11 protein-coding genes are annotated in these 11,797 nt (G+C 51.4%); 6 read left to right on the forward strand and 5 right to left on the reverse strand.

Annotation, left to right across the window (positions count from 1 at the left end):
* Positions 1-18: 18 nt before the first annotated feature.
* Together GBEM_RS15260 and GBEM_RS15275 are read right to left on the reverse strand one after the other, a co-directional pair.
* Positions 19-1,233, reverse strand: coding sequence for an NHL repeat-containing protein (locus tag GBEM_RS15260; protein WP_012531491.1), 1,215 nt, complete (start codon positions 1,231-1,233; stop codon positions 19-21).
* Between the two features lie 1,511 nt (positions 1,234-2,744).
* Positions 2,745-3,926 carry a cytochrome c gene (locus tag GBEM_RS15275; RefSeq protein WP_012531494.1) on the reverse strand — a complete coding sequence of 394 codons (1,182 nt, stop codon included), beginning with the start codon at positions 3,924-3,926 and terminating at the stop codon, positions 2,745-2,747.
* 228 nt (positions 3,927-4,154) lie between these two features.
* Here GBEM_RS15275 and pdxR point away from each other — a divergent pair, with 228 nt between their 5' ends.
* Complete coding sequence (pdxR, locus tag GBEM_RS15280; protein WP_012531495.1) at positions 4,155-5,549, forward strand: MocR-like pyridoxine biosynthesis transcription factor PdxR; 1,395 nt, start codon at positions 4,155-4,157, stop codon at positions 5,547-5,549.
* A 226-nt stretch (positions 5,550-5,775) separates the two neighbouring features.
* Here the strand turns inward: pdxR and GBEM_RS15285 are convergent, their stop codons facing one another.
* Positions 5,776-6,264: an RrF2 family transcriptional regulator gene (locus tag GBEM_RS15285; protein ID WP_012531496.1), complete on the reverse strand. Its 489-nt coding sequence runs from the start codon at positions 6,262-6,264 to the stop codon at positions 5,776-5,778.
* Positions 6,265-6,665: 401 nt separating this feature from the next.
* Between GBEM_RS15285 and GBEM_RS15290 the strand changes: the two genes are divergently transcribed.
* A complete protein-coding gene (locus GBEM_RS15290; protein WP_012531497.1) occupies positions 6,666-7,403 on the forward strand; it encodes an NAD-dependent epimerase/dehydratase family protein in 738 nt (245 codons plus the stop codon).
* Between the two features lie 290 nt (positions 7,404-7,693).
* The gene (locus GBEM_RS15295) at positions 7,694-8,467 is read left to right on the forward strand and encodes a site-specific integrase (protein ID WP_049762685.1); all 774 of its coding nucleotides are present in this window, start codon (positions 7,694-7,696) and stop codon (positions 8,465-8,467) included.
* A gap of 275 nt (positions 8,468-8,742) precedes the next feature.
* Here GBEM_RS15295 and GBEM_RS15300 read toward each other — a convergent pair whose 3' ends face one another.
* Both GBEM_RS15300 and GBEM_RS15305 read right to left on the reverse strand, forming a co-directional pair.
* Complete coding sequence (locus GBEM_RS15300) at positions 8,743-9,096, reverse strand: hypothetical protein (protein ID WP_012531498.1); 354 nt, start codon at positions 9,094-9,096, stop codon at positions 8,743-8,745.
* The gene (locus GBEM_RS15305) at positions 9,093-9,539 is read right to left on the reverse strand and encodes a hypothetical protein (RefSeq protein WP_012531499.1); all 447 of its coding nucleotides are present in this window, start codon (positions 9,537-9,539) and stop codon (positions 9,093-9,095) included. The genes GBEM_RS15300 and GBEM_RS15305 overlap by 4 nt, the downstream gene beginning before the upstream one ends.
* A gap of 190 nt (positions 9,540-9,729) precedes the next feature.
* Between GBEM_RS15305 and GBEM_RS15310 the strand changes: the two genes are divergently transcribed.
* The 3 genes from GBEM_RS15310 to GBEM_RS15315 all read left to right on the forward strand — a co-directional run bounded on the left by GBEM_RS15310 (position 9,730) and on the right by GBEM_RS15315 (position 11,605).
* On the forward strand, positions 9,730-10,104 hold the full coding sequence (locus GBEM_RS15310; protein ID WP_012531500.1) for a hypothetical protein: 375 nt from the start codon (positions 9,730-9,732) through the stop codon (positions 10,102-10,104).
* Positions 10,105-10,134: 30 nt separating this feature from the next.
* Positions 10,135-10,299 carry a hypothetical protein gene (locus GBEM_RS21525; protein WP_012531501.1) on the forward strand — a complete coding sequence of 55 codons (165 nt, stop codon included), beginning with the start codon at positions 10,135-10,137 and terminating at the stop codon, positions 10,297-10,299.
* A 133-nt stretch (positions 10,300-10,432) separates the two neighbouring features.
* Positions 10,433-11,605: a plasmid replication initiation factor gene (locus tag GBEM_RS15315; RefSeq protein ID WP_012531502.1), complete on the forward strand. Its 1,173-nt coding sequence runs from the start codon at positions 10,433-10,435 to the stop codon at positions 11,603-11,605.
* The last annotated feature ends 192 nt before the right edge of the window (positions 11,606-11,797 follow it).

Below are 11,797 nucleotides of genomic sequence, written 5' to 3' on the forward strand. Positions count from 1 at the left end.
GTGAACAATCCCTCTTTGCTACGGGGAGTAGAGGATGCCGATGGCTTGTTTTGTGAACAAGTAACCGCGGGCATCCCGGGCAATCGCCGTCAGAATGTTGCTGCCCAAAACGAGATTCGGAACGGTGACACTCCAGGTGGTAGCTGAGGTGTAGGAGACCGCGGGCCCGGCGACGCCGTTGATCTGCACCTCCACGGTGGTGTTAAGGGGAAAGGTTCCGGTCATGGTCAAGCTGGGACTCTTGACCTCGGTAAGTACTGGATCGATCACGAGCCCCTGCGGCAGACCCGGGTTCACCCCTCCGTCGATGCCGAACAGGTGCAGACGCCCGTTCCCGTTCGCGACGATGAGGCGCTTGTTGAGCGGATCGAAGGCAAGCGCCATGGGATCCATGAAGGTGCCGCTCACCAGCCCGCTGAACCCGATGAACTTCAGGAAGGTGCCGATTCCAGCCGGGTCGAGCACCTGCACCTTGCTCATATGGAGGTCCGTCACGTACATCCGGTTCAACTGGCCGACCGGGTCGTACTCGAAAGCCGCGCCTACGGGATATTGGAATTGGAGCGGGCCGGTGCCGTAAGTCCCGATGGACTTGACGAAGGCGTTGTTGCTGCCGGCGTCGAAAAACTGCAGACGGTGGTTGCCTGCATCGGCCACCACCACCTGGTCGGCAACCTTCTCGTAGGAGACCCCGACCGGGAAGTCGAACTGCCCGGAGGCGGTACCCAGCCCCCCGATGGTCTTCACCAGAGTTCCGGCCGAGGTGAAAAGGGTTACGTTGTGGGCTTCGTTGTCGGCGACCCAGATATAGCCCCGGGCATCGACCGCAACGCCTATGGCGTATTTGAACTGCCCAAGCCCCGAGCCGAGGAGCAGCTTCTGGGCACCCTGCTGATCGAGCAGTGCTACCGAGGTCCCCATGCTCACCAACAAGTTGCCGCTGTTATCCAGGGCCACCGCACGCGCGGGTGATGCGGTCCGGAACAACTGGAGCAACTTCCCCGAAAGATTGAACTTGGAGACGCCACCCTTGCGAGTGTCAGCCACGTAGTAGAAGCCACGCGGATCCATCGCAATGGAGACCGGGGAAGCCAAGTTTTCGTACATGGGCGGTGTCAGCACAGTCGTCACCGGTACCGTCCCGGCCATCGCGGTTGTCGTGGGCGAAAACGAAGCGAGCATGGCCAGCAGCATTGCGGCACACCCAACTTTTTTCTGCAAAGAAATCAGCATGATAACTCCTCCTTGGTACAAGGTAAAAACTGCACGTCAGCCATGGACGGATCAGGCGGTTGACCGAGAGATCGGCGCAGGCTCGCCTCCGGGAAATCGAGACGCAGCGGAGCCGCCGACCAAAGTTCAGCGGTAGCTAATGCTCATGCTGTTCCAGAATTAGTTTTTTTATATGAAATTATTTTAATACTTTTTAATTGAAACCATACCCCTTTGGTTCTAATGTTCCATCTATTGGAGTTTTCGAATATTGGTGAAAAGGAGAGTTACCTGGGAGGTAAAACTTTCTTACAGCTTCAGCGAGAGCAGCAGAGGCTTTCAAATTAAAACGTTACCAAGCTGAAACCGTCTTAAAACTAAATAAAAACCAATTAAACGGCTTTAACACAGGTAGGCGGTGAAATAACGTCAGCGCGCAACGGCAGGATCCGTTCGCAAGCAGGCAGGAACCGGAGAAGCAAATGCCAGGAGATGTCTTGTGCAAAGGGTAAGAATGAAAACAGATGCGGAAGGGAGGAAGCTCGGCTAAGGAGTGTGGCATTGGGGAATACGACGCTGACGCAAAGGAAAGTTATCTCGTGGTACAGGCCGTGCGCTTACAGATAAGGCGAGGCGACAACTATTTTGACACGGGGGGTAGCCTCTGGTTTTACCTCGGGGATGTTTTAAAGGGTAGAAACGAGAAAACCCAGACCTACTGAAGCAAAGGCTTCGGCAGATCGGGGTAAACAATAAAGAATCGAGTGGAATTCTCTGGCAGTTTATTTGGAGCGGGAAACGGGATTCGAATCCAGCTGGCCTCTATATCGACTCCCCGTAACAGCAGGCAAAACTCTTATAAAATCAACAAGATAACACTGAGCTTCCTTGTGGTTTCCGTCCAACGAAATACAGGTAGTTCCATCAGAATCCAGCACAACCTGCGAAAGTGCGGCTTCAACCTTGACCTTCGGGTTATGAGGGCTATTCGCCGACCTCCCCTACCCTGTACAAATTTAGCAACTTACAGTTATATTAGGAAGTTAAGTAACACTAGCTAGCCTACCATGTCAATCATTCTTACCATGTTTATCAAATTTTGGTGTAACGTTTAGTGTACAGCCCCATGCCTTCCCCCCCCCGATTCCTTCGCCGGAAATCTCCACTTTTAGCCGGACCAGTTTCTGGGAGGAGGTCACTTCGGGGGGCGTCAAACACCAGGAATGTACAATTTATGTAACTGCTTATTTGCAAAGGCATCTGTCATTCCGCTAATGTGATCAGCAACACATCGCATAAAGATCTTGTGTTTAAGCTCAGCACTAGCTGATGAGACCTCGCCAGCCACCCCCTGATAGGCTTTAATTTCGTCCTCGAATTTATTTTTGGCACCGGTCCTGATGCTAGTTCTCCATACCGACTTTACCTTTGGGACACTATCCATGGCGGCTTTTTGCTTGGGACTGATCAAGAACGAGGCGGGAACAGACTCAGGATACCTGTCCCCCCCTGGCCTGTTCCCGTTCCTTCAATTACTTGTTCGTTATAAGCAGTGCCGAACTTCCCATCTCTTTTTCGTCAACAGCCAGCGATGCTTTGAAACGGTCGGTCGTATATCTCAATTTGGCTTTGACGGTGTACAAACCGGAGGCCAAAGCCGGTTCCCAGTTCAGCAACCGTTCTTCACCGGCCCGGACCGGTGGCTCATGCGTCCCCTGAGCGTCTGCCCGCGTCTGGGCATACCCCTCGTACCCTGAGAGCTTTTTATCCTCTTCCAAAAACGCGTTGTCGTCGGGACGGGCACTGAAGTTGGGGGCAAATAGCCATTCCTTCCGGGCGCGACTCACTCCCTGTCGGTCGAGTATGTCTACGGTAAGATATACGCCGCGGGCATTGGGGCCGGTCGGGACAGAATGTCCGGCGCCGATATTGGTCACACTGAACGAGAGGATTGCCTTCTCCTTATCGCGCTGAATGATTGAGAGGCTCAGTGCCCCCCCCAGACGCTGGCTGGAGTGACCACCAGTCCAAAGATGCCGCCCAACGGCGACAGGAGCAGCATCCGAGTCCTCGGCAGTTTTGCGCACGGTACGGGGCATGTGGCAGTCCTGGCACTGCTGTGTCCCCAAGCCCGGCTTTTTGAAGTCATCACGCCATTCGAGAAAAGTCTGGTACTGCCCCCCCACGATTCTTTTTTCCGTGATGTCAACATGACAGTGAGCGCAGACGGCAGCAGTCTGCAGAGCCGGCTCGACCACAGATTCATGGGGTGCGTTTTTCGTCTTGTGGACGCTCCTGACTTTCCCTTCGGGGGTCAGGTGGCAGGTAGCACAGGTGATTGAGATCTCTCCGGCATTAACCACGTTAGGCAGTTGCTTTCCCAGGGTGTCCTTGCCGGGGATGTTGAATGCCCCAGCAAAATGACAGGAGCGGCACCATTCGATATCTCCGCCAGAGGCAAGCGGGGTAAATTTCGAGGTGGCATGTGCTGTCGCTGCCGACGAAACTGCCGCAGGTATCGAACGGTTGGCGGAATGGTTATCACTGCCAACGCCTAACGCATATTCGAGATACAGAGTCTGGTGACACTCTCCACAGGTCTCCGACGGGGTTGCAGCACCCTTGGGAAACGTGACCGTTCCTGCAAGTGCGATGGATGTAATCGACATAAGCATAGTAAAAACTGCGCCCATAAGTCTCTGACTTCTTTTCATTGGTTACCCTTTCAATGCTTTTGTGTTTTTTTCCCGGTTGCGCGTTGTGCCGGACTGACATCAGTGACGCTAGCCTATGCCACTACTGCAACCATTCACAGTGGCAGTTTTTGTTTTTTTTATGGTGTCAAATTTAGTACTATGTGAACGTGTAAGGGAGGATGGAGCGTTGGGCTGCGCATCTAGCTTCGAAAAAACAAAACCACGCGGGGGCGAGCGGGGGGCTCCATGTTCATCCTGAGTAGTAGCGATACTGTTCCATTGTACAAGCAGCTCTACAACCAGATCAGGGACCTCATACTGTCAGGCAAACTACCTGCCGATTCCAAGCTTCCGTCGGTGAGGCATCTGGCCAACGAACTCTCTGCCAGTTGCAACACGGTGGACGGCGCCTATCAGGAGCTTTATGCAGAGGGGTACATTTACAGCAGGCCGCGCAGCGGGTATTTCGTGTCGGCACTGGACCAGGAGATGGCACCACACGCTACTACCTCGGCAAAGTTGGGCCGAAACGACTTCCTGCCGCCTCCCCCAGCCCGCTTTGCCTATAATTTCCACCCTGCCCGCCTCGATCAGGAGAGCTTCCCCGCGGCTCTCTGGCGTAAATGTCTGATCGAAGGTCTGCGCGGCAACAGTAAAGAGCTGAGCCACTATGGCGACCTCCAGGGCGATTGGCGATTGCGCTGCTCCATTCAAAGTTACCTGGAAAAATCACGTGGCGTCATGTGCGATCCCGAGCAGATTGTGGTCTCTTCTGGGCTCCACCAAGGCCTCGAAATCGTCGCGCAACTGCTAAAAGACGACCACTCAGTGGTAGGGGTCGAGGACCCTGGCTATCACCTTCCTCGTGCTGTCTTTGAAAACCATGCCTATACCATTAGACCTGTCCCCGTCGGACAAAGTGGAATCGAGCTCAACCAACTCAAGGCTGGTGACGCGACTATCGTCTACGTCACTCCGTCCCATCAGCTGCCACTGGGTTATGTGATGCCGGTGGCCAATCGGCTGGCATTGCTAGAGTGGGCCGAATCCGGTGGCAATTTCATTATCGAAGACGACTACGACAGCGAGCTTCGCTACCAAGGTAACCCGATCCCCTCCTTGCAGGGGATTCGTCCAACTGGAAACATCATCTACTCTGGAACCTTCTCCAAGATCCTCTCCCCGGCACTCCGCCTGAGCTATCTGGTTCTCCCTTACTCTTTACTGGGTGCCTACCGCCAGCGATACGGAAGCTACAACTGTTCAGTGTCACTCGTTGAGCAACGAGCCATGGCGTGTTTCATGGAGCAGGGGCATTGGGAGCGACATATCCGGCGGATGCGCACGGTCTACAAAAAGAAGCACGACATCCTGCTGCGGTGCGTGGAAGCCTCGTTTGGCAAACGGGCTGTGGTAATCGGTCAGGGTGCCGGCCTGCATGTTGTCATAAGGTTGCACGTGACGCCGCTCAGCGAAGCTGAGATCATTGCTAAGGGCCGGCAAAAGGGGATCGGGCTGGTCCGGTTTTCCGATTTCCACGCCACCGGCAATTGCGAAAACGTGACGCTGATGCTCGGTTTCGGTGGACTTACCGGTAATGAAATTGAGCAAGGCATTACCTTACTCTCCCAGATCTGTTGAGGTTTTGTAGGAGGCATCAATCGGTACCATCGGCATTTTAGGCCCCACCTTCAATCTGTAAAGCTCTATATTCCATAGGGGAGGACTGACCTTTGGACGTCAATACTGGGTTAAAATTTGAAGCCTATCCACATTGCCAATAATGACTAAGGGCCAAGCGTTTACCTTGGCCCTTAGTTTATTCTTTTGGAGTGGGACGGGGTTGGCACCCCAAAGCAGTTTTGTGTTACAGATTGGCTGTCCATGTGCGGATCGCGAGCTTTCTTTCCTCTGAAAAATCCTTTTGCGCCTGATCCCACAGCCAACGTAAGGACTTGTTACGTAGTTCGTTTCGAAATACATTCTCGGCGTCCTGTATGACCACTTTGATAAGGCAGGGGCATCTGTCGGTAAAGATGGAGGGGTCGGAAACGAAAATATTCTTTTTCCTCATCTCATTGCATTGGAAGAAATAGGACGGCCCTTCTACAGCTTCGATGATATCCCAAAAAGAGATGGCTTCCGGCAGCCTGGCAAGTTCATATCCGCCTTTTACTCCAGAGACTGATCGGACGATGCCGGTTTTCCTTAACTTAGCAAAAATCTTGGACAAGTAACTGTCAGTGCTCCCATGCAATTCCGCCAAGTGCCTTATCCCTACCGTTTTCCCCTCGGGGACATTAACCAGGTAAAACAGGGAATGCAGGGCATATTCGACTCCAACGCTAAACTGCATACCGAAACTCCTTGCTGAACTAATCGGTTAACTTGGAACCTGAACCACGCCATATCTTTGCCGAAGAGCCTGCCAATGTAAAGTAAATTCCCACGCAGTCCGCCTGCCCCCTGACCTATGATTCCAGAACCATGACAACATGCGGAATTTCCGCGTTCGCGCAACCGGCAGTGAGCGGGTTATGAGAGTGCTGGGAAAATTGGCTTGACTTCCCCGGCTGCTCCGGCTATTGTGGATATCACGGATAATTCTTGTCCATAATTATAAAAGATGTCGTTTGGGCTAATCCCTTCTCAGGAGGTGAGAAACGGGTTTGGCACGGGAGTGGCTCTAGGGTTTTTCAAGAGGCCAAGAACGTCCGTGTGACGTTTGGTCAAACACCACAACAAGGAGAATAGGTAATGTGTGAGCAAAAAACGGTATTCATTGCAGGCGCAAGTGGAGCAATCGGGAGACAACTGTCTAAAATTTTGGTTAATGACGGATGGCGGGTTGTAGGAACTACCAGAACCGCCGGTAAAACGGCCATGATGAAAGAACTAGGTGTTGAACCCGTCATTGTGGACGTGTTCGATGAAAATAAGCTGGCACAGGCGGTGCGTGAGGCCCAACCTGAGGTCGTTATCCATCAACTCACCGACCTGCCGTATGGACTCGATCCCGAGCTAATGGAAGCAGCTTTGGTCCGCAATGCAATCCTGAGAGAGGTCGGCACCCGAAACCTGGTTGCAGCCGCCTGCGCTGCTGGAGCAAAACGCCTGATCGCCCAAAGCATTGCCTTTGTATTCGAGCCTGGCCCGACCCCGTTCACAGAAGAGTCTCCTCTGCTGAACTTTGAGGATCCTGGCTACGGCCCGACGTCCAGGGCGGTGGCAAACCTCGAACAGCAAGTCATGGACGCGCCGCTCGACGGGTTGGTATTGCGTTACGGGCTTATCTACGGGCCAGGAACCGGATTCGACAGCCCGCTGACCGAGATCGCGGCAACAGTGCATGTCGACGCTGCAGCCCACGCGGCACGCCTTGCTATAACCAATGGAACCCGCGGCATCTACAACGTCACCGACCCGGACGAGAGGGTCTCAAGTAGGAAAGCGGAAGAAACCTTTGGGTGGACTGCTGACTTTCGGGCCTCGTAGCGCAGCTGCTACAATTAGTCCCCTACCAGTAAAACATCCAACGAAGTGTCTGAAACAAAGGCCCCTTGGCATACACCAAGGGGCCTTTGGAAATTATGATTTGGTGGGTGTCAATCGGCGTCCAACTTTAATGTCGATCGGCTTCCAATTTTGACCCATCATCGGCATCTTGAGACCCACCCCTCAATCTGTAAGGCCTCAATATTTCGAAAGGGGTGGGTCACCCTTGGAAGCCGATACTGGGTCAAAATTCAAAGCCGATTCACATCTTCCACATCACCGGCGTCGAAATGCAGAAGTTCATCGCTTCACTGAAGCACCGAAGCGGCCCAACAAAAGGACAGCCCCTGTCGCGTGCACGGATTCTCAACGTTCTCCAGGTCTTCAAGACCATCTGGAACGATGCCATTGAGGAGCACCGCTGGAATCTCCCCGACCCGTGCAGGTCGTTGAAGAGGCACCTCCCGAAGAAAAAGAAGAAAGTCGTGGAGGTATTCCGTTTCGCCGAGTGGGTGGCGATCATTGAGGCGATGGAGGCGTACTACCGGCCGGTGGCGAAGCTGATGGTCATCACGGGCATGATCGCCTCGGAAATAGCGGCGCTTAAGAAGTCGCATGTACGTGACGGCTACTTGTACGTGCATCAATCCATCGTAAAGGGGGAAGAATCCGACGAACTCAAAACCGTGCACCGGGAGCGGCGGATACTTCTGACGAAAGCTTTAACGGAAATCCTTGATGAGGCCGCGTCTAAGGCCTCAGGCGAGTACCTCTTCACTATGGAAAACGGGATGACCTTCACCGCTGAGAGGTTTCAGCGGCGGGTATGGGTTAAGGCATTGAAAAAAGCTGGCATAAAGTACCGGAAGCCCTACACGACCAGGCACACATTCGCGGCGTGGGCTCTGGCGATCAGGACGGACCAGAACCGGCTGGTGAACCTAATGGGGCACGCCAGCAAGCAAATGATTTTCGAAGTTTATGGCCGCTACGTGGAGGGGCTGGAGCAGGACCGCCTAAAGATCCTCGCCTACTTCGGGAGGGACTTCAAGCGGGGGAAATAGCGGTCGCAGTTCGACCACCTGCGAAAGTTCCTGCGAAAGCCGGGGCAAAAAAAAAGGAATCCCGAAGGATTCCTTGTTGTTAGTTTGGAGCGGGAAACGGGATTCGAAGGCCTCCAGGGGCAAAGCCCAACATCTAAATTTAAACACAATATCAGCTTATTACAAATAGTTACCTAAACCTTCAGTGTGTCTAAAGTCCATTACGGTACAATGAAATTCGAACCGGCACTTTGAGCATAGCAACAGTTCAGGCTCACACACCACTTAAGGTGCTGTTAATCATCAGCCAAGATTTCATCGAGGATCACATCTGCCTCTGATGCAACTTTATCCCTAAGTATCTTATAAAGCTGATGTAGCTTTCTCTGTGCGTCCTCTTCAGGAATTTCTTTTTCAGTATAAGCAACCAGCTTTACATCTTCCCAATCAATAACATTGGTTAACTCTCCAGGAGAATTTTCAGGATAATAATAAATCGCGTATTTACCACTACCTGATTGTCTTAACACGCTCCAACAATACTTGGCATTATACAAGAAAAATACTTCGTCGCTATCGCCTTCAACAGCGTTACTTATTTTATCAGTATTTTCTATCATCTTCAAAATAACTTGATATATTTTGCTCATCTTTCCCCCTTTGTAAAATTATCGTAACTATCAAGATCTAAATTTTTCAATGTTTCTTTCAATTCGCTTGTCAAGCCTCTTTTCATACCCTCAGTCAGTTGTTTTGGTGTAGTTATAGTCTCAGTTATTTTATCGGTTATAGCCTTACAAGGTTCACACAAATGTGGATTACCCTGTAGCTGCCCGACTATGTCATGAAAGATGTTTACTATCTCGTTATGCTCTAACTTTACTCCCGCTTTTAGATCCTGTATTTTCGCAATCTTGGAATTCAGTTCACCTAATGTCATTTTAAAACTGTAATTCTTTAACCAGTTAAAAATGGACATAATATCATGTCTTTTCATAAAAAAAAGGTAGATAGCAATACCGCCAGCAAATATCTCAGCTAGATTTGCAACGAACCCCACCAGTTTAACCAAAAAATCCAAAAAGGATGCCATCAAAATTCCCTCGTTTTTTTGACCCGAGACATTGGTGAATATATACCGCCAAGGCTACCAATTCTCCTGCCTGCGCCGGGTTCTTTATTAGAAGGCACCATAAAGCCCTCCTCGGCAATTGTCAAAAATTTTATATAAAACTTGACAACACCCGTTTAGGTTTTGTATAAGTTTTATCGGGAGGTACTCGATGAAAACAAAAGACCTAATCACAATTTGGGGGGCTCCTGAGCCACCCCGCCTTGCACCGAAGCAGTTTTCGATCCGCTTACCAATGCTGGTCTCAGCCAAGATTTCCGCTCTATGCGAAATGTTCCCGAAGAAGACCAAGACAGAGATAATTGGCGATCTCCTTACAACTGCCCTATATCAGTTGGAGCGTGACTTTCCTACGGAACAGGGCCGACCTCTTTTCGATCACCCCGAGACCGGTGAAACCATATACGAAGATGTAGGTATAGGAACTTCATTCCGTCGCCTAACCGAAAAGCATCTTCGCGAAATTGAAAAGGATGCCGGAGTAACTGACCCAATGCCATATGTTACAAATCAAGATTGTTATTAACTATAAACCCTGCAAAAGGAGGTGATACCGATGAAAGTGCTTGAAATCGATTTCCGACAGCTTCCCCTGGTGGTCAAGATACAGGGCAACGCTAAGACAAAGAGTTACATTTTAAAATCTTCTTCCCGCAAACTTGCAGCATGCCTTATCGGTATAGAAGAACCATACTTGCAACTAGTAACTGACGGCAAATAATAACCACCCGGTGGCCCCTCGGGGGTGCTGGGTGGCCCCATCACCTACTCACGCCTTGTAGCTAGCCATTCCCTCTATGGGTGAAGCAAGCCATTGGCAATTTCCATGTGCTTATGCACAGAAGGAGTTGTTTATGTCGACGCTTCCACCTTACCAAATCCCAACTAGCATGGCAGAGTCTGTAACACGCCATGCGCAAAACCCACCTATATCAGAATCTCTCTTTCTCTCCTGCGGTATCGACACGCTCGACCTTGGGCTGTATGTCTCCTGGGACACCAGATGGAACTCCACAAAGGCAGGCCTTGAGGATAAAAAGTCTGCTGCACAACAGACGACCGAACTTCTCGACCAGACAGACATAGGAAGAGAATTTCTGCATCATCCGAGCGGCAAGGCTCCTAATTACCGCTATCAACTGCACTTCCCTGAATATCGCGTATACATCGCCATTTCCGACAAGCCCGGCAAATCCCCTAATGTCTATGTCACCATAAAGGCAGAAACCCTCTGGCACGTTGAGTTCCCTACAATACTTGAACTCTTGGAGTTCGACCTCGACAGCTTCGGCGGAACAATCGAGCGCATCCAACCTAGCAGGGTTGACTTGTGCGCGGACTTCAGAATCAATCCGCCACCCACATTGCAATTCATACAACAGCATCGGGTGTCGCGTAGCACCATGATACGCCCCTACCTGAGCGGCGAGACCCTGGAAACATTCTATTCTGGCTCGCCATCCTCACCGGTTCAAATCCGCATCTATGACAAGGGCAAGGAAATCCTGAAAACCAACAAACAATGGTTCCTTCCCATTTGGGGAGTAGATACGCCTGAAGGCGTTTGGCGAGTTGAATTCCAATTGCGGCGTACATTTCTCCACCAATACAGGATCAAGACCATAGAAGACCTGTGGGGCAAGATCGGGACCATATGGGAGTACCTGACTGCGGAATGGTTCTCATTGAGACTCCCCGACAACGAGAAGGCAGAACGGCGAACCATTCATCCCTGGTGGTTATTAGTCCAGGAATGCAGTGAGCGATTCGGGGGGATGAGCGAGGTAAGACGCACATACACCACTGACACGGTAGAGCCTATTCAGAAGACACTTGCTCATATCTGCGGACGGCTCGTTTCCATAGCTGCGCAAGAAGGCATTAAGGATAGGATGAAAGCCATTCTGCACCTGGAGGAACTTATCTACCAACGGATGGATGAAGAAAAATTCCGAAGCGAGTACAAGAAGAAGGCGATAAAGCTCGGTTATCGCGGTGAGTTGGGAGGGGCAGAATATGAGGGGTGATCCTGAACTGCTGACCGTGGAGGAATTTGCCAAACGGATGAAGGTATCCAGAACAACGGTATTCGGATGGCTGAAAAGTGGGGTTCTCAGTGAAGGGGTGCATTACTTCCGAATTGGCAGAATCCTCCGCTTCTGCTGGCGGGAAGGCCTCTTCTTCAACAGCCAGCAGAAGCAGCCTTTGGAGGATGAATG

The sequence above is a fragment of the Citrifermentans bemidjiense Bem genome (genome assembly GCF_000020725.1).
GTDB classification, from domain to species: Bacteria; Desulfobacterota; Desulfuromonadia; order Geobacterales; family Geobacteraceae; genus Geomonas; species Geomonas bemidjiensis.

What these genes read in the sequence shown, in the direction of transcription:
- GBEM_RS15260 (WP_012531491.1), bottom strand. Translation starts at nt 1,233, where the DNA reads ATGCTGATTTCTTTGCAGAAAAAAGTTGGGTGTGCCGCAATGCTGCTG.
- GBEM_RS15275 (WP_012531494.1), bottom strand. Translation starts at nt 3,926, where the DNA reads ATGAAAAGAAGTCAGAGACTTATGGGCGCAGTTTTTACTATGCTTATG.
- pdxR (WP_012531495.1), top strand. Translation starts at nt 4,155, where the DNA reads ATGTTCATCCTGAGTAGTAGCGATACTGTTCCATTGTACAAGCAGCTC.
- GBEM_RS15285 (WP_012531496.1), bottom strand. Translation starts at nt 6,264, where the DNA reads ATGCAGTTTAGCGTTGGAGTCGAATATGCCCTGCATTCCCTGTTTTAC.
- GBEM_RS15290 (WP_012531497.1), top strand. Translation starts at nt 6,666, where the DNA reads ATGTGTGAGCAAAAAACGGTATTCATTGCAGGCGCAAGTGGAGCAATC.
- GBEM_RS15295 (WP_049762685.1), top strand. Translation starts at nt 7,694, where the DNA reads ATGCAGAAGTTCATCGCTTCACTGAAGCACCGAAGCGGCCCAACAAAA.
- GBEM_RS15300 (WP_012531498.1), bottom strand. Translation starts at nt 9,096, where the DNA reads ATGAGCAAAATATATCAAGTTATTTTGAAGATGATAGAAAATACTGAT.
- GBEM_RS15305 (WP_012531499.1), bottom strand. Translation starts at nt 9,539, where the DNA reads ATGGCATCCTTTTTGGATTTTTTGGTTAAACTGGTGGGGTTCGTTGCA.
- GBEM_RS15310 (WP_012531500.1), top strand. Translation starts at nt 9,730, where the DNA reads ATGAAAACAAAAGACCTAATCACAATTTGGGGGGCTCCTGAGCCACCC.
- GBEM_RS21525 (WP_012531501.1), top strand. Translation starts at nt 10,135, where the DNA reads ATGAAAGTGCTTGAAATCGATTTCCGACAGCTTCCCCTGGTGGTCAAG.
- GBEM_RS15315 (WP_012531502.1), top strand. Translation starts at nt 10,433, where the DNA reads ATGTCGACGCTTCCACCTTACCAAATCCCAACTAGCATGGCAGAGTCT.